The 17,094-nt window shown below is 65.1% G+C and carries 17 protein-coding genes; 10 read left to right on the top strand and 7 right to left on the bottom strand.

What is annotated here, in order from left to right:
- Positions 1-51: 51 nt before the first annotated feature.
- The 3 genes from ACVWZ5_RS00160 to ACVWZ5_RS00170 all read left to right on the top strand — a co-directional run bounded on the left by ACVWZ5_RS00160 (position 52) and on the right by ACVWZ5_RS00170 (position 2,736).
- The gene (locus tag ACVWZ5_RS00160) at positions 52-723 is read left to right on the top strand and encodes a class I SAM-dependent methyltransferase (protein WP_062573877.1); all 672 of its coding nucleotides are present in this window, start codon (positions 52-54) and stop codon (positions 721-723) included.
- A gap of 303 nt (positions 724-1,026) precedes the next feature.
- Positions 1,027-2,331 carry an MFS transporter gene (locus tag ACVWZ5_RS00165; RefSeq protein WP_084942403.1) on the top strand — a complete coding sequence of 435 codons (1,305 nt, stop codon included), beginning with the start codon at positions 1,027-1,029 and terminating at the stop codon, positions 2,329-2,331.
- A gap of 93 nt (positions 2,332-2,424) precedes the next feature.
- Positions 2,425-2,736: a hypothetical protein gene (locus ACVWZ5_RS00170; RefSeq protein ID WP_062573875.1), complete on the top strand. Its 312-nt coding sequence runs from the start codon at positions 2,425-2,427 to the stop codon at positions 2,734-2,736.
- Positions 2,737-2,748: 12 nt separating this feature from the next.
- Here ACVWZ5_RS00170 and ACVWZ5_RS00175 read toward each other — a convergent pair whose 3' ends face one another.
- Positions 2,749-3,681 carry a LysR family transcriptional regulator gene (locus tag ACVWZ5_RS00175; protein ID WP_457340269.1) on the bottom strand — a complete coding sequence of 311 codons (933 nt, stop codon included), beginning with the start codon at positions 3,679-3,681 and terminating at the stop codon, positions 2,749-2,751.
- Positions 3,682-3,797: 116 nt separating this feature from the next.
- On the opposite strand from ACVWZ5_RS00175, the gene ACVWZ5_RS00180 reads away from it, so the two are divergent.
- Positions 3,798-4,043, top strand: a complete 246-nt coding sequence (locus tag ACVWZ5_RS00180; protein ID WP_062573874.1) for a DUF2790 domain-containing protein — start codon at positions 3,798-3,800, stop codon at positions 4,041-4,043.
- Between the two features lie 99 nt (positions 4,044-4,142).
- The gene (locus ACVWZ5_RS00185; protein ID WP_062573873.1) at positions 4,143-5,447 is read left to right on the top strand and encodes an MFS transporter; all 1,305 of its coding nucleotides are present in this window, start codon (positions 4,143-4,145) and stop codon (positions 5,445-5,447) included.
- A gap of 6 nt (positions 5,448-5,453) precedes the next feature.
- Here ACVWZ5_RS00185 and ACVWZ5_RS00190 read toward each other — a convergent pair whose 3' ends face one another.
- Complete coding sequence (locus ACVWZ5_RS00190; protein ID WP_062573872.1) at positions 5,454-6,149, bottom strand: tRNA (adenine(22)-N(1))-methyltransferase; 696 nt, start codon at positions 6,147-6,149, stop codon at positions 5,454-5,456.
- A gap of 168 nt (positions 6,150-6,317) precedes the next feature.
- Here ACVWZ5_RS00190 and ACVWZ5_RS00195 point away from each other — a divergent pair, with 168 nt between their 5' ends.
- On the top strand, positions 6,318-6,698 hold the full coding sequence (locus ACVWZ5_RS00195; protein WP_457340270.1) for a RidA family protein: 381 nt from the start codon (positions 6,318-6,320) through the stop codon (positions 6,696-6,698).
- Between the two features lie 70 nt (positions 6,699-6,768).
- Here ACVWZ5_RS00195 and ACVWZ5_RS00200 read toward each other — a convergent pair whose 3' ends face one another.
- Positions 6,769-7,608, bottom strand: coding sequence for an RHS repeat-associated core domain-containing protein (locus ACVWZ5_RS00200; RefSeq protein WP_084942402.1), 840 nt, complete (start codon positions 7,606-7,608; stop codon positions 6,769-6,771).
- 181 nt (positions 7,609-7,789) lie between these two features.
- Here ACVWZ5_RS00200 and ACVWZ5_RS00205 point away from each other — a divergent pair, with 181 nt between their 5' ends.
- On the top strand, positions 7,790-9,790 hold the full coding sequence (locus ACVWZ5_RS00205; protein WP_084942401.1) for a peptidase U32 family protein: 2,001 nt from the start codon (positions 7,790-7,792) through the stop codon (positions 9,788-9,790).
- 83 nt (positions 9,791-9,873) lie between these two features.
- Complete coding sequence (locus tag ACVWZ5_RS00210) at positions 9,874-10,764, top strand: universal stress protein (protein ID WP_336198027.1); 891 nt, start codon at positions 9,874-9,876, stop codon at positions 10,762-10,764.
- Between the two features lie 44 nt (positions 10,765-10,808).
- Here the strand turns inward: ACVWZ5_RS00210 and ACVWZ5_RS00215 are convergent, their stop codons facing one another.
- The 3 genes from ACVWZ5_RS00215 to ptrR all read right to left on the bottom strand — a co-directional run bounded on the left by ACVWZ5_RS00215 (position 10,809) and on the right by ptrR (position 13,092).
- Positions 10,809-11,330 carry an acyloxyacyl hydrolase gene (locus ACVWZ5_RS00215; protein ID WP_028689495.1) on the bottom strand — a complete coding sequence of 174 codons (522 nt, stop codon included), beginning with the start codon at positions 11,328-11,330 and terminating at the stop codon, positions 10,809-10,811.
- A 356-nt stretch (positions 11,331-11,686) separates the two neighbouring features.
- Positions 11,687-12,130 (bottom strand): carboxypeptidase regulatory-like domain-containing protein, encoded by a 444-nt coding sequence (locus tag ACVWZ5_RS00220; protein WP_457340271.1) that lies wholly within the window; start codon positions 12,128-12,130, stop codon positions 11,687-11,689.
- A gap of 86 nt (positions 12,131-12,216) precedes the next feature.
- Positions 12,217-13,092, bottom strand: a complete 876-nt coding sequence (ptrR, locus tag ACVWZ5_RS00225; RefSeq protein WP_198405111.1) for a putrescine utilization regulator PtrR — start codon at positions 13,090-13,092, stop codon at positions 12,217-12,219.
- Between the two features lie 105 nt (positions 13,093-13,197).
- Between ptrR and ACVWZ5_RS00230 the strand changes: the two genes are divergently transcribed.
- On the top strand, positions 13,198-14,583 hold the full coding sequence (locus ACVWZ5_RS00230; protein WP_028689493.1) for an aldehyde dehydrogenase family protein: 1,386 nt from the start codon (positions 13,198-13,200) through the stop codon (positions 14,581-14,583).
- Positions 14,584-14,652: 69 nt separating this feature from the next.
- Here the strand turns inward: ACVWZ5_RS00230 and ACVWZ5_RS00235 are convergent, their stop codons facing one another.
- The gene (locus ACVWZ5_RS00235) at positions 14,653-15,549 is read right to left on the bottom strand and encodes a helix-turn-helix domain-containing protein (RefSeq protein ID WP_028689492.1); all 897 of its coding nucleotides are present in this window, start codon (positions 15,547-15,549) and stop codon (positions 14,653-14,655) included.
- Between the two features lie 163 nt (positions 15,550-15,712).
- Here ACVWZ5_RS00235 and ACVWZ5_RS00240 point away from each other — a divergent pair, with 163 nt between their 5' ends.
- Complete coding sequence (locus tag ACVWZ5_RS00240; RefSeq protein ID WP_028689491.1) at positions 15,713-17,071, top strand: glutamine synthetase family protein; 1,359 nt, start codon at positions 15,713-15,715, stop codon at positions 17,069-17,071.
- Positions 17,072-17,094 lie beyond the last annotated feature (23 nt).

A 17,094-nucleotide genomic window follows, 5' to 3' on the forward strand; every position in this document is an offset into this window, starting at 1 on the left:
GGATACAAGGCTGTCCTATGCTGAAGCCACCCACCTTCATCGAACCTGACCATGCCCACCACCACCGATCCCCTGCTGGACAGCTGGCGGCACAACGCCCAGGCCTGGATCGAGGCCGTACGCTCCGGCACCATCGCCTCCCGCCGCGAGGTCACCGACCAGGCGATACTGCTCGCCGTGCTCGCACGTCAGCCTGCCCGGGTGCTCGACCTCGGCTGCGGCGAGGGCTGGTTGCTGCGGGCCCTGGCGGCGAGAGGCATCGACGCGGTCGGTGTGGATGGCGATGGGACGCTGGTTGCCGCCGCGCACTCGGCGGGCTCACCACAGGTTCACCTGGCCAGCTACCGGCAACTGGCCGAAGGCACGGTGGACATCGGCCACGGCTATGACCTGGTGTGCGCCAATTTCGCCCTCCTGCAACAGGACATCATCCCCCTGCTCTGCGCCATGCGGGCCTTGCTGCTGCCCGGCGGCACGCTGCTGATCCAGACCCTGCACCCGTGGACGGCCGCCGCCGGCCACTACCAGGATGGCTGGCGCGAGGAGTCGTTCGCCGGTTTCGCCGGTGACTGGTGCCCCATGCCCTGGTACTTCCGCACCTTGGGCAGCTGGCTGAAAGCGCTGGAACTGGCCGGGTTCGGCCTGCTGGAGTTGCAGGAACCGCAGCATCCGCAGAGCCAGGTACCGCAATCCCTGCTGTTGACGGCGCAGCGGCTGGGCTGACGCCCCTGCGGCTACTCGTCGCAGCCTTATCCTACTTGGCAAATCCTGCACAGGCCTTAAAATCCCGCCTCCTTTTCGCCCGTCGCCCCAGCCGGTGGCAACCGCCCGCAAAGACAGCGTTCACGCCTCATCACATCGCGCATGTGCAACAGGCTCAACCGCCCCCGCCTGGCCTGCCTCTATCAGGTCTGCGGTTGAATCTTGCCAAGGTCGCAGCCCGCCCAGGTCGCACTGCACTGCGCCACGACCCGGCCCGTGCAGCCGAAAAGGCGCATCTGAGCTCTTTTCAACCTTGAGGTAACTATGTCTGTGCGTTTGCTGGCGATGGCGCTGGCACCCCTGCTCGGCCTGTTCATCATTGCCCTGGGCAATGGCGTGCTGTCTTCCCTGACCACCCTGCGCCTGGGCGCCGCCGGCGAATCGGCGACCACCATCGGCGTAGTCTCCTCGGCCTACTTCATCGGCCTGACCCTGGGGGCGATCTTCAACGACCGCCTGATCCTGCGCATCGGCCACATCCGCGCCTACAGCAGCTTCGCCGCCCTGATCGGCGCGACCATCCTGCTGCAGGGCCTGTTCTACGACACCACCTGGTGGTTCGCCCTGCGCCTGATCAACGGTTGGGCCGCGGTCGGGGTGTTCCTGGTGATCGAGAGCTGGCTGCTGCTGGCCGGCGACGCCAAGATCCGTGGGCGCCTGCTGGCGCTGTACATGATCGCCTTCTATGGCGCCGGGGTGATCGCCCAGGCCGGCCTGGGCGAAGTCACCGGCTGGGGCGAGACCGCGCCGTTCATGGTTGCCGGCATGCTCGCCACGCTGTCGGTGCTGCCGATCGTGATCCTGCCGCGGGTATCGCCGCTGCTGGACCAGGTCGAGCCGCTCAAGCCGCGGCAACTGCTGGGCGTGGCGCCGACCGGGCTGGTCGGCTGCTTCGGTTCGGGGGTCGCCATCGCTGGCATCTATGCCCTGCTGCCGCTGTACCTGCAACGCATCGGCCTGGATGTGGGCAAGGTCGGTGACATGATGGCCTGGGTGATCCTTGGCGCCATGCTGCTGCAGTATCCGGTCGGGCGCTGGTCGGACCGCAAGGACCGCCAGGACGTGCTGATCGCCCTGGCCGCCCTGTGCACCGTGCTGTCGGTGCTGATCGTGCTGCTGCCGGCCGACACCGTGCTGTTGCCGGCGCTGCTGTTCCTGCTCGGCGGCGGCGTGTTCGCGCTGTACCCAGTGGCCGTCAGCAGCGCCGCCGACCGGGCCCCGGCCGACGCGCTGGTGCCGATGATCCAGGGGCTGCTGCTGATCAACTCGCTGGGCTCGGCCATGGCGCCGCTGGCCATTTCACCGATGATGACCGCCTACGGCGAGGCCGGTCTGTTCTGGGCCTTTGCTGCGATCAACCTGGCCATGGTCGGTTTCTTCCTCTGGCGCCGCGGCAAGCGCCCGGCCCCGGAGCACCCGGCGCCGTTCGCGCCGACCGCGACCTTCTCGCCGACCGGCGCGGAGCTGCGGGTGACCGAGGACTTGATGCACGCGGCCCAGGAGCACCCGACGCTGGAGGCGATGGACACCACGCACGGCCAGCAGGCGCCGCGTCCCGAGGCGCACTGACCGCTCATACCAAGGACCGCCCGTCGCTTGACGGGCACCTTGTCGCGGCTGTGGCGACCCAACCATGACACGTCATCCGAAAGGAGATTCATCATGGCCAATCCACGTCCCCTCGCCTTGTTGCTGGCCCTGCTGCTTGGCAGCGGCGCCACCCTGAGCCTTGCGGCAACCGACATGAACGGTGGCGGCAGCCACACCGAACACTCAACCGACCAGGGCAAGACTGCCGGTGACGGCAGTAGCGTCAACAGCCCCGGTGGCAGCAAGGACAACGACAGCAGTGACACCGGCACCGATTCCGATGCTGCCGACGGCGCTGCCGGTGGCTCCAACAGCACCGGTGAAGCTACAGGCTCCGGGGCTGGAGCGTCGGGTGGCAGCGCCGAGGATCAGGACAGCCGTTGACCCGACTGTCTGTCAACGCCAGTAGCGGGGCTCATCCGCCACCCGCTGGTGCTCGGCAAACAGCAGCGGCAGTTGTTCCTTGAGAAAATCCAGCCAGGTGCGCACCTTGGCGTCCAGAAAATGCCGCGACGGGTAGATCGCGTAGATCTCCCGTTGGCGCAGCCGGTGCGGCGCCAGCAACCGGCACAGGCGCCCCTCCTCCATGGCCTGGCTGGCCGAACAGTAAGGCAGCAGCCCCACCCCCATGCCCAACTCGGTGGCCTTGAGCATGGCGTCGGCGACGTTGGTGAGGAAGGTGTCCTGGGGCACGATCACACAGCTGTCGGAATGCCCCTCGAACGACCAGTCCTCCTCGAACAGCGGGTCGACCGTGCGCAGGCAGACATGCTCATGCAGGTCCTCAGGCCGCTCGGGCACGCCGTGGCGGGCCAGGTACTCGGGGGAGGCGCAGAGAATGCTGTGGATGCTGCCCAGCGGGATGGCGATCAGTTGCGAATCAGGCAAACCCTGGCCGATGGTGATCACCACATCATGCCCCTCGGCCAGCGGGTCGGGGTTGCGCTGCGACAGGGTCAGTTCCATCACCACTTCCGGGCAAGTGGCGTTGTAGCGCGCCACCAGCGGCATCATCAGCAACCCCAGGCCATGGGTGCAATGAAAACGCAGGTGGCCGCGAGGCGTGAGGTGGGCGCCACGGGCCTCGTCCACCGCCTCCTCGGTGAGCAGCATGATCTGGCGGGTACGCTCGAGAAACCGCTCCCCCGCCTCGCTCATGCGCAAGCGCCGGGTGGTGCGGTGCAGCAGGCGGGTCTGCAGCTGATTCTCAAGCTCCGCGACGATCCGCGACACCTGCGCCGCCGAAATGTCCAGGGCCTGGGCTGCCGCGGCGAAGCTGCCGCACTCCACTACCCGGGCGAAGGTTCGCATCGCATGCAGCATGTCCATGGGCCGACACCCTCATTCATACATGAAAGGCAGCAATCTATCACGGGATAGCCCATTTATTGTGAAACACAAATGAATGGATCATTAGGTCATCCGCACTGAATGAGGAGCCTGTCATGAAACGTTCCATTGCCCTGCTCGCCCTGAGCGCCACCCTCGCCTCGTTTGGCGCATTGGCCGACACCACCGCCAGCACCTACGAATACGGCATGCCGCTGGACATCGCCAAAGTCATCTCGATCACTCCGGCCAGCAACGACGCCGACTGCCAGGTGGGCACAGCGCACATGGTCTACGTCGACCACCAGGGCCAGACCCGTGAAATCGACTACCGCCAGATGGGCAATTGCTCGCAGCTCTAAACCCTGGGAAAAATACCAGCCATCTTGCTGAAAGTGCATTTGCCCGCCCGCGACACCGCCGCATGATCTGCCGGGACAACAACAAGAACGTCCCGGACCATGAATACGATAGAAACCTCCACGGCCACGTCCGTGCGCGCCTGCGACGCCACCCATGCCCGCATCAGCTGGCGGCTGATGCCGCTGCTGCTGGTGTGCTACCTGTTCGCCCATCTGGACCGCATCAACATCGGCTTTGCCAAGATGCAGATGAGCGCCGACCTGGGCTTTTCCGACACGGTCTACGGCCTGGGCGCCGGCCTGTTCTTCATCGCCTACGCGCTGTTCGGCGTGCCCAGCAACCTGGCCCTGGACCGGGTCGGGCCGCGGCGCTGGATCGCCACCCTGATGGTGGTCTGGGGGCTGCTGTCCACCGGCATGATGTGGGTGCAGGACGCCGCCGGCTTCTATGTCCTGCGGTTTCTGCTGGGGGTGGCCGAAGCGGGCTTCTTCCCCGGCATCCTCGTGGTGCTCAACCGCTGGTACCCGGCGCGGCGCCGTGCCCAGATCACCGCGCTGTTCGCCATTGCCGTGCCTTTGGCCGGCGTGGTCGGCGGGCCGTTGTCCGGTGGCATTCTCCAGGCCTTCCATGACCAGGGCGGCCTGCGCGGCTGGCAATGGATGTTCCTGATCGAGGGTCTGCCAGTGGTGCTGCTCGGGCTGGTAGTGCTCAAGTGCCTGCCGGACAGCTTCGAGCAGGTCGCCTGGCTCGATGCCGGGCAGAAGCGGGCGCTGCGCGAGGAAATGGCCGGCGAGGAGCGGCACAAGCCGATCAGCTCGCTGCGTGGCCTACTCGGCAACGCGCAGGTCTGGCTGCTGGTGGCGGTGTATTTCGCGGTGATGCTGGCGGTCAACACCCTGGCCTTCTGGATGCCCAGCCTGATCCATGGCGCCGGCATCGGCAGCGATGGCCAGGTCGGCCTGCTCAGCGCCATTCCCTATCTGGCCGGATGCCTGTTCATGCTCGGTTGCGGGCGCTCCTCGGACCGCCAGCGCGAACGCCGCTGGCACCTGTGCGTGCCGCTGCTGATGGCCGCCGCCGGTATTGCCCTGGCCGGCTCGGCACCGGGCAATGCCTTGCTGGTGATGACCGGGCTGGTGGTTGCCGGCATGGGCGCCAGCGCTGCCCTGCCGATGTTCTGGCAACTGCCGCCGGCGTTCCTGGCAGGTGGCGCCCAGGCCGCCGGTATCGCCATGATCAGCTCGTTCGGCAGCATCGCCTCGTTCGCCGCGCCCTACCTGATCGGCTGGATGCGCGACAGCACCGCCAACCCGGGCCTGGCCCTGCAGGTACTGGCGGTGGCCATCGTGCTCGGTGGCATGCTCGTGCTGAAGGTGCCCGCCAGCGTGGTCAACCCGAAATGAATGGGCTCAGGCCAGCAGCTCGCGGATCCAACCGGCCTGGCGGGTGATGTCGCGCACCTTGTCCTCGGGCACCGGCTGGCGTGCCCGGGCGAAGTTGTCCAGGCTCTGCTGCTTCTGGCGCAGCATGCGCTGCCACTTGAACAGAAAAGCCGGGCTGCGTGCCTGCATCAGCAGCGGGCCGAAGTACAGCTGCTCGGCCGTGTAGGCGACCGCCTCGGCACGTTCGGCGACGATGATCTCGTAGTCGAAGCGGTTTTCCCGCAGCACTTCCTCGCCGACGATCCGGTAGCCGCTGCCCATCAACCACTGGCGCAGCGCGGGCTCACCGCCGTTGGGTTGCAGGACCAGGCGCTCATGGCCGCCCAGGTGCTGCTTGCCGGCCTCGAGAATATCGCGGATGGTCTCGCCGCCCATGCCACAGATACTGATCGCGGTGATGCCATCGCCCGGCTCGATGGCCGCCAGGCCACTGGCATGACGCACCGTGATGCGATCCTCCAGGCCGTTCTCGCGCACGGTGCGCCGTGCAGCCTCATAAGGCGTGAGCGCCACTTCACCGGCCACCGCCGCGACAATCGCTCCACGACGCACCAGCGCCACCGGCAGGTAGCCATGGTCCGAGCCGATATCGGCCAGGCGCGCCCCGGCCGGCACATGGGCGGCCACGCGCTCCAGGCGCATGGACAATGTGTGTTCGTTCAACGCAAGCCTCTTCTGACAACCTGGGCCCGGCGCCAGTGGCCGGGTCGGGGCGCGATTCTGACCGCCCGCGCCGCGCATTTCAAATGCCCGCGACCGGCCGCCCGCCTCGACCTGCCCGACCCGCTCGCGTAGGCTTGGCGGTTTCCTTCCGTTGCAAGGCGAAACCCCATGGTAAACACCGACATCATCTACACCCCCGACCCGGACGCCGACTCGATCTCCTCGGACGTTGCCGAGTACAACGGCATCCTGGTCAGCACCCAGATCCCCGTGCAGGCCGACGGCAGCCTCGAGCTGGGCGACATTACCGCCCAGTGCGAATGCACCCTGCAGGCGCTCAAGGTCGCCCTGGAACGCGCCGGCAGCTCGATGGACCGGGTACTGCACCTGACCATCTACCTGACCGACATGGCCGACCGGGCGGCGTTCAACGAGGTGTACCAGCGGTTCTTCAAGAAGCCATGGCCGGTGCGCGCGGCGGTGGGCGTGGCTGCGCTGGCGTTCGAAGGGATGCGTGTGGAGGTGACGGCGATGGCGGCCAAGGGCTGACCGCCTCAAGTCGACTTTTCTTGCACTACGCCGCCTGCCAACTGCATCTGCTTGTCAGGCGGCGCGCCCCTCAAACCGAACTAGTAGTCAGGGCGCTCGCCCGACTACCTCGTCCTCCTTGTGGGGCACCATCAGGTTGTCTTATAGACGCCCTTCTAGCGTTCAACTCCTCGACTTTCTCTGACCCCTTGCGAGCAAGTTCTTTATACTTCCCACTCAAGTCCCCAGCCATGGCATCGCTCATTTTGGAGGCACCAGCGGTCAGAAGATTGAGCACCGGTAGAACGATTTCCCCAACCGGATCAGATACGCCAGGAGCAGCTGGAATGATGTCGACAGCCTTGGCACTCATCTGAAGCTCGTTGTACGTACCGCCTGCCGCAACAGCAAATGCAACAGTACTGGTCACAGCGCCGAGTACAGCTTGTCCTACATCCCTTTTGGAAAGCGCCGGGAGATCCCTGGCCGCTGCTGGATCTAGCGTCAGTGCCTTTGCTCTGTCCACGTTGTAACTGAACATGTTCCAAAGGGTCAGCAAGTGCTCATGCAACTTCCCTGACGCATACCCGCCAGCCGTGTACAACGCCACGTTCAACGTCGCGACACGCCCCGTTGGATCGTTCCGGTTAATAGGGTCACCCATGCAGTACGCGTAGACATTCAAGCCCCCCACCGCAAACGGACTCAATCGATCGGGCGAGCTAAACCGCATCAGCAAAGGATTAAAGGTCCGATGCCCATTGCCCAGGTGGTAATGGCCTGTCAGTGAATCACGGGCCTGGCCGCAATAGGCCAAAACTGCTCCACGCTTATCAGAAACCGCCCCATACGGCGTGTAAGCCCTAGGCAGGCTGGAGCTCCCCAACACTGATCGCTGCTGGTCGATCACAGCCAAACGGTTGGAAGTCATCGCATAACCTTTCGCAGAAAGATTTTGGGCCCAACGCTATCACCACCGCGCCGCACGCATAACTGACAAAAATGCCAGGCCCACTACCACCGTTTGGGCAAGTTCATCAGTTATGGATGCCCCCGCCCCGATTCACCGTTACAATGCCCGCCTTACCGTGACAGCCCGAACCTATAACGACATGTCCCTTCCAAAGCACCACCTGGAACTGCTCAGCCCTGCCCGTGACGTGAGCATCGCCCGCGAGGCGATCCTGCACGGCGCCGACGCCATCTACATCGGCGGCCCGAGCTTCGGCGCGCGCCACAACGCCTGCAACGAAGTCAGTGATATCGCCGAACTGGTGGAGTTCGCCCGGCGCTACCATGCCCGCGTATTCACCACCATCAACACCATCCTCCACGACAACGAGCTCGAACCTGCCCGCAAGCTGATCCACCAGCTGTACGACGCCGGTGTCGACGCGCTGATCGTGCAGGACCTGGGGGTGATGGAGCTGGATATCCCGCCGATCGAGCTGCACGCCAGCACCCAGACCGACATCCGCACCCTGGAACGGGCCAAATTCCTCGACCAGGCCGGCTTCTCCCAGCTGGTGCTGGCCCGCGAGCTGAACCTGCAGCAGATCCGCGCCATCGCCGCCGAGACCGACGCGGCCATCGAGTTCTTCATCCACGGCGCGCTGTGCGTGGCCTTCTCCGGCCAGTGCAACATCTCCCACGCCCAGACCGGTCGCAGCGCCAACCGTGGCGACTGCTCCCAGGCCTGCCGCCTGCCGTATACCCTCAAGGACGACCAGGGCCGCGTGGTGGCCTTCGAGAAGCACCTGCTGTCGATGAAGGACAACAACCAGACCGCCAACCTGCGCGACCTGGTCGATGCCGGCGTGCGCTCGTTCAAGATCGAGGGCCGCTACAAGGACGTGGCCTACGTGAAGAACATCACCGCCCACTACCGCAAGGAGCTCGACGCCATCCTCGAGGACCGCCCCGAGCTGGCCCGCGCCTCGAGTGGGCGTACCGAACACTTCTTCGTGCCGGACCCGGACAAGACCTTCCACCGCGGCAGCACCGACTACTTCGTCAGTGATCGCAAGATCGACATCGGCGCCTTCGACTCGCCGACCTTCACCGGCCTGCCGGTCGGCGTGGTGGAGAAAGTCGGCAAACGCGACCTGCTGGTGGCCACCGATGTGCCGCTGACAAACGGCGACGGCCTCAATGTGCTGGTCAAGCGTGAAGTCGTGGGCTTTCGCGCCAACATCGCCGAACTCAAGAGCGAATCCGAGGAAGACGGCCAGAAGCGCTACCGCTACCGTGTCGAGCCCAACGAGATGCCCGAGGGCCTGTACAAGCTACGCCCCAACCACCCGCTGTCGCGCAACCTCGACCACAACTGGCAGCAGGCGCTGCAGCGCACCTCCGCCGAGCGTCGGGTGGGTGTCGAGTGGCATGCGGTACTGCGCGAACAGCGCCTGATGCTCACCCTCAGCAGTGAAGAGGGTGTCAGTGTGCAGGTGGCCCTGGACGGGCCGTTCGGTGCAGCCAACAAGCCACAGCAGGCCCTGGACCAACTGCACGACCTGCTCGGCCAGCTGGGGACCACGATGTACCACGCCACGGCCATCGACCTCGATGCACCGCAGGCGTACTTCATCCCCAACTCGCAGCTCAAGGCCCTGCGCCGCGAAGCCATCGAGGCGCTGACCGAAGCCCGGGTCAAGGCGCACCCGCGTGGCGGACGCAAGGCCGAGACCACGCCACCGCCGGTGTATCCCGAGTCGCACCTGTCGTTCCTGGCCAACGTCTACAACCAGAAGGCCCGCGACTTCTACCACCGCCACGGCGTGCAACTGATCGACGCCGCCTACGAGGCCCATGAAGAGCACGGCGAAGTGCCGGTGATGATCACCAAGCACTGCCTGCGTTTCTCCTTCAACCTGTGCCCCAAGCAGGCCAAGGGCGTGACTGGCGTGCGCACCAAGGTGGCGCCGATGCAGCTGATCCAGGGTGACGAGGTGCTGACCCTGAAGTTCGACTGCAAGCCTTGCGAGATGCACGTGATCGGCAAGATGAAGAGCCACATCATCGACCTGCCGACCCCGGGCAGCGCAGTGGCCCAGGTGGTTGGACACATCAGCCCGGAAGACCTGCTCAAGACCATCCCACGCGCGCCGCACTGAAAGACGACCCGCCGTCGCTCCACGGGATTTCACCGGCGGCGGGTCTAGACTGAACAGGGGGCTGCCACACGTGGAGGTGTGAGATGAGCCAGTTCAAGCGATTGTTGGTCATGCTCGGCCCGCAGATGCGCCATACGCCTGCCCTGCAGCGCGCCGCGGCGCTGGCCGAATCCAGCGGTGCCCTGCTGGACCTCAATGTCTTCGTCGACGATGTCGACACCTTCGGCCTGATGAGCGACGGCCGCGAGCGCGAACGCCTGCTCGAGGACAACCGCCAGTGGCTGGCCGACGAGGCCGAGCAACTGCGCAATGCCGGCCTGGATGTCTCCACCGAACTGCTGCTGACCCGCGACCCGCTGGGCAGCGTGCTGGAACAGGTCGAGCGCCTGGGCTGCGACCTGCTGGTCAAGGACGTGCAGCACGAACCCATCCTCAAGCGCCTGCTGGTCACGCCGCTGGACTGGCAACTGCTCAAGGACAGCCCGGTGGCGGTGCACCTGGTCAGCGACATCCGCCTGCCCCTGCCCCGGCAGATCGCCGCGGCGGTCGACCTCAACAGCCATGGCACCGGCGAGCACCTGGACGACCAGGTGATCCGCAGCGCCCATGCCCTGGCCCTGCAGTGCAACGCCGAGCTGCACCTGTTGCACGTATGCGATGCGGCCAGGACCCATATCGCCGATTTCGGCGCCGGGACCGTGACCATGCCAGGTTTCGACACCAGCGTGCGCACGGCACAACGGACGGCCTTCAACCGCCTGGGCGACCACTACCAGATCGACCTGGAGCGCCGCCACTTCCTCGAAGGGCCGGCGGTCACGGCAATTACCCAGTACATTGCGGCCCACCGGGTGGATGTGATCGTCATGGGCAACCACCGGCACGATGCCTTGCAGGCGTTTCTCGGCGGTACCACGGCGCATGTGCTCGAGCACCCGCTGTGCAATGTGCTGGCGATCAAGGCCGTGCGTTAACGACTAAAGCCCGCTCCCTCGCTGCGGGAGCGGGCTTGTCCGGTTCAGAAGGCTTTGCTGTAGAACAGCGAGTACGACTCGATCCCATCGTTAGGCTGTTTCAGCCCGGCGTTGGAATAGTGCATCGCGCGAATACCGATCTTCTGCTCTGCCGGCAGTTTCAGGCCAAAACCGATCCGGTCCTCGAAGTTCACCGACGAACCCAGGCGCTGGTCGCCCACATCCGTCTTGGAGAATGCCGCCAGGCCGATCCCGGCCTCGATGAACGGGGTGTAGGTGAAGCCACTGAACTCATAGACGAACACCGGGCTGAACGACAGCGAGTGGGCGCCGCTGGCCTCCCCGCCTTCCCAGTAGGTGTAGGCCGCGTCCCAGTAACCGGTCAGGTGACCAGTGCTGCTTTCCAGCCATTTCTTGTCCCAGTCGAACGACAACCCGATACGGTAGGTCATGTCACCCTGGCTAGTGGCGCCCACGGCACCGGATACTTGGGCGGCCTGGGCCAGGTTGGCGCCGGCGCATGCCAATACGGCGACAACCAACGCTGTGGCGAGACGGGTCTTCATTAAATGACTTCTCCTGATGGTCTTCACGGGCAGGCCCACGATCTTGCGCGTACCTGCGGGCAAGTGGGGGCTGCGCCCCTCGTTGTGCACCGGCGACCCGGCACATCCAACCGGGTTACAAGTGGTAATACTTCTTCGATTATTGTCCGAATGAACAGAAAGTGGAAAGTGATTTGCCACTATTGTTTAAGGACACTGCGTTCCATTCAAGGGTTCATTCGTTTTGCGCCTCTTCGTGTTCGCCGCGAAGGCTCCTGCGCTCGATCTCACAGGCGGTGCAAGCCTGACGGCGGATACGTGGTAGCCCTCACTCGGTCAATCGCCTAGCGTCCAAAACACCTTGAAAGGGCTAGCCCTCAGCGCCAGTTCAAATCCACCCGCGCCGGCGCCTTGCCGTCCACCGTCACCTGCTGCTGCACGGTCCGGCCATCGGCATTACCGATCACCCGGTAGTGCCCCGCAGGCAACTGCACGAAGATCAGCGGCCCCACATCTTGCAGCGCCAGCACCGATTGCCCCTGGGCCGACTGGATATCCAGCGCAGCACCGGTCTGGAACTTGCCGTCTGCTCCCGTCGAGAGGGCGATATGCAGGTCATAGCCGGGCGTGCGGCGCAGGGCATTGGCCTCGTCCTGGCCAATACCGCCTTGTAGGTAGCGGATGCCGTTCTGCTCCTGGGGTTGCAGCTGCACGCCCTGGGGATCGATCGGCGCGTTCAGGTCGGCGGCCGCCGCCAGGTTCCAGGGCATGGCCAGTACCAGCAACAGCGCCGCACACCAGCCGTAATGATGGGTACGCATGGTGCATTCCTCCCACTTGGGGTGGTCTACACAATTTGGAGGATTTTCCGAGGCCGTGGTTCACATCGCCGCGCACCGTTAGTCCATCAGGGCGTGGGCAGCTCACGACGCTCTTCGAGCAGCTTGATGAACATGCTCAAACTGCGCGACACCGTGCCCCGCCGCCACACCAGCCAGGTCTTCAGGTAGCGGAAGTCCTCGGCCATCGGCCAGGCGCTGACCGTGCTGCATCCCGGCATGTTGTCGAGCATGCTGCGCGGCATCATCGCCAGACCCGCGCCAGCACTGACGCAGGCGAGCATGCCGTGGTACGACTCCATTTCGTGGATCTTGCCCGGCACCGCCTGGTCGTGGACGAACCAGCTCTCGAAATGGTGGCGGTACGAGCAGTTGGCGCGGAACGCGTAGATGCTCGAACCGTTGACATCACGGGCGCGGCTGACCGGCGGGTGGTTCAGGGGCGCGATGACCATCATCTCTTCCTCGAACACCGGCATGCCCTCGAGCGTCGGGTGCAGCACCGGGCCATCGACGAAGGCCGCCACCAGGCGCCCGGACAGCACGCCTTCGAGCATGGTCCCCGACGGGCCGGTGGAGAGGTCCAGGTCGACCTTGGGGTAGCGCTGGTTGTACGCCGCCAGCAAGGCCGGGATGCGTACCGCCGCCGTGCTTTCCAGCGAGCCCAGGGCGAAGGTGCCCTGGGGATCCTCGCCCGCCACGGTCAACCGCGCCTCGTGCACCAGGTCGAGGATGCGCCGGGTGTATTCAAGGAAGTTCCAGCCGGCCGGCGACAGGCGCAGGCGGCTTTTCTCGCGAATGAACAGCTCGACGCCCAGGTCTTCCTCCAACTGCTTGATGCGGGTGGTCAGGTTCGACGGTACCCGATGGATCTGCTGGGCGGCGGCGCTGATGCTGCCGTGCTCGGCCACGGCCTTGAACATCTCGAGTTGCACCAGGTCCACGATCATTCTCCAAACGTGAATGTTTCGCTCATTATTATTCAGTTTTCATTAAAGCGCGCCACCCCTAGTCTGGGCTCATCCGATCAAAACAACGAGAGTCCTGCCATGAGCGAGATCAGCAGCCTGACCCACGCCATTTCCGTCGATCCCTACAGCGGCGAACGGATCGGCCACTACGCCTTCGACACCGACGCCGCGCTGGACGCGGCGCTGCAACGCGCCAAGGCCGGCTACAACCAGTGGCGCAACGTGTCGCTGGGTCAGCGCAGCGAGTACCTGGTCGAGCTCGGGCGGGCCCTGCAGGCCAACGCCGAAGTCTTCGCCCAGATGATCGCCCGCGAGATCGGCAAGCCGATCAGCCAGGCACGTGGCGAAGTCAGCAAATGTGTCGGCCTGTGCCAGTGGTACGCCGAGCACGGTCCGGCCATGCTGGCGCCGGAGCCGACCCAGATCGAAAAAGCCCGCATCGAATACCGCCCGCTGGGCCCGATCCTCGCCGTGATGCCATGGAACTTCCCGGTCTGGCAGGTGCTGCGCGGCGCGGTACCGGCGCTGCTGGCGGGCAATACCTATGTGCTCAAGCACGCGCCCAACGTAATGGGCAGCGCCTACCTGCTGGCCGACCTGTTCAAGCGCGCCGGCCTGCCTGAAGGCGTATTCGAGGTGATCAATGTCACCCCCGAAGGCGTCACCCGCGCCATCAACGACCCGCGCATCGCCGCCATCACCCTTACCGGCAGCGTGCGCGCCGGCATGGCCATTGGCGCGCAGGCCGGTGCGGCGCTTAAGAAGTGCGTGCTGGAGCTGGGCGGCTCCGATCCGTTCATCGTACTGGCCGATGCCGACCTCGATGCTGCCGTGAAGGCCGCCGTGATTGGCCGCTACCAGAACACCGGCCAGGTCTGCGCCGCCGCCAAGCGCCTGATCGTCGAAGAAAGCATTGTCGAGGCGTTCACCCACAAGTTCGTCGAGGCCACCCGTGCGCTGACCATCGGCAATCCGCTGGACGACGCCACCTACATCGGCCCGATGGCACGCTACGACCTGCGCGATGAACTCGATGGCCAGGTCCAGGCAACCCTTGCCGAAGGCGCCACCCTGCTGCTGGGGGGCAAGAAGGTCGAAGGCGCGGCCAACTTCTACGAGCCGACCGTGTTCGCCAACGTCACCCCGGACATGACCGCGTTCAAACAGGAGCTGTTCGGCCCGGTGGCGGCGATCATAAGCGCTCGTGACGCCGAGCACGCGGTGGCGCTGGCCAACGACAGCGAGTTCGGCCTGGCCGCGACCATCTACACCGCCGACTACGCCTTGGCCGAGCGCATGACCGCTACGCTGGACACCGGCGGCGTGTTCATCAACGGCTACTGCGCATCCGACCCCCGTGTGGCGTTCGGTGGCGTGAAGAAAAGTGGCTTTGGCCGCGAGCTGTCGCACTTCGGCGTGCGCGAGTTCACCAATGCCCAGACGGTGTGGCTGGATCGCAACTGATCTGGCGGCTTGCCCCCGCTGCCGAGCGGGGGCAAGAAACTTCGAAACCGCGAGCGCGCTGCCGGCCGGTCAGCCCCTGCCACGCCGAAGCGTCTCACTGGGCAGTTCGTGAAACAGCTGCCGGTAGCTTTCGGAAAACCGCCCCAGGTGCCAGAACGACCAACGCATCGCCACCTCGGCAACGGTCGCGTCCCCCACCAGCAGGTCACGCCGCGCGCCGTTCAGACGACGCAGGCGCAACCACTGCGCCGGTGGCAGGTTGGTGAAACCCTTGAAGGCTTGCTGCAACTGACGCACGGAAACACCGGCAACCTTGGCCAGCTGCAGCAGATTGAGGGTTTCGTCGGGGCAGTCGGCGGCCCACTCGCTGACCCGGCGCATGATCGCCCGTTCCTCGTCGCGCCGCCCCAACGCATCCCCCTGCAGATGCTGCCCGGCGTTGTCGAGGATGAACAGGCAGTCCTCCAGCAACTGCTCGCCCAACGCCCCGCCTTCCAGCGGGCAATCGGCCTGGCCCAAGCGGGTCAGCGTGGCGCTCAGCCAGTTGCCGAACAAAGCATTTTGCTGGCAGCTCAGTGGCACCATGAACAAGCCGCGCAGGCGTTCCAGGTCGAGGCCATGGCTGGCCAAAAACGGCTGCTCGAACACCACCGCCACCTCCTGGTAGTTCTCCGGGGTGATCCAGATATTGCGACTGTCTTCGTTGAGTAGATAGAGGCTGTTCTCGCTACGGTCGAAGCAGAACGCCAGGGCGCCGCTGGGCGCGCGAAAGAACTGCTCGACCCGGGTATTCAGGCGCTCCTCGTACACCTCCACGCCATCGAGGCCAAGCCAGCGCAACTGACCGTTGAAATGCCCGGGGGACATCTGCCGGTATTGCTGCTGCCAGCCCGGGGTGGCGCGGGTCTGTTCGGTCACATCGGTGGTGCGGTAATCCTGGACCTGCAAGGCGGTTGGCGTTGTCACGCGCTGTCCTAGATGCACTCTTTTGGTGCATTGCTTGTCGAAAAAAGTGGATAGATCGCCGCGGAGGCTGCGACCAAGATAGTCCTCAGCGTCACCTGTGGGAAGTGCCCTGCGGCGATGAACGCCTTGCGTCCCACCACAACTACCCAACCAAGAGGTTTGTATGAACGCCCCCTTCGATCAGCTGTCCACCTGGCTGAAAGAACACCGGATCACCGAAGTCGAATGCGTGATCAGCGACCTGACCGGCATCGCCCGCGGCAAGATCGCCCCGACCGCCAAGTTTCTCCACGAGCGCGGCATGCGCCTGCCGGAGAGCGTGCTGCTGCAGACCGTCACCGGCGACTACGTCGACGACGACATCTACTACAGCCTGCTCGACGCCGCCGACATCGACATGGTCTGCCGCCCCGACCCCACGGCGGTATACCAGATCCCCTGGGCCATCGAACCGACCGCGATCGTCATCCACGATACCTTCGACAAGCAGGGCAACCCCATCGAGCTGTCGCCGCGCAACGTGCTGAAGAAGGTCCTCAAGCTGTATGCCGACAAGGGCTGGCAACCGATCGTCGCGCCGGAGATGGAGTTCTACCTGACCCAGCGCTGCGAAGACCCGGACTTGCCCTTGCAGGTGCCGCTGGGCCGCTCGGGTCGCGCCGAGAGTGGCCGCCAGTCATTCTCCATCGATGCCGCCAACGAATTCGACCCGTTGTTCGAGGACGTCTACGACTGGTGCGAAATCCAGGGCCTGGACCTGGACACGCTGATCCACGAGGACGGCCCGGCGCAAATGGAGATCAACTTCCGACACGGCGACGCCCTGGACCTGGCCGACCAGATCACCGTGTTCAAACGCACGATGCGCGAGGCGGCGCTCAAGCACAACGTCACCGCCACCTTCATGGCCAAGCCGATCACTGACGAGCCGGGCAGCGCCATGCACCTGCACCAGAGCGTGGTCGACATCGCCACCGGCAAGCCGATCTTCGCCAATGACGACGGCAGCATGAGCGAGCTGTTCCTGCACCATATCGGCGGCCTGCAAAAATACATTCCCAAGCTGCTGCCGATGTTCGCGCCGAACGTCAACTCGTTCCGCCGCTTCCTGCCCGACACCTCGGCGCCGGTGAACGTCGAGTGGGGCGAGGAAAACCGCACCGCCGGACTGCGCGTGCCGACCTCCAGCCCCGAAGCGATGCGCGTGGAGAACCGCCTGCCGGGCGCCGACGCCAACCCCTACCTGGCCATCGCCGCGAGCCTGTTGTGCGGCTATATCGGCATGGTCGAAAAACTCGAGCCCAGCGCCCCGGTGCAGGGCCGCGCCTACGAGCGACGCAACCTGCGCCTGCCGATCACCATCGAAGATGCGCTGCAGCACATGGAAGACTGCGAAAAGGTCCAGCAGTACCTGGGGCAGCAGTTCGTCCAGGGCTATGTCGCGGTCAAGCGTGCCGAGCATGAGAACTTCAAGCGCGTCATCAGCTCGTGGGAGCGGGAGTTCCTGCTGCTCAGCGTGTGATCCGCCTTGGGGGTACCGTGCCC

The organism is Pseudomonas sp. TE6283, assembly GCF_054060555.1.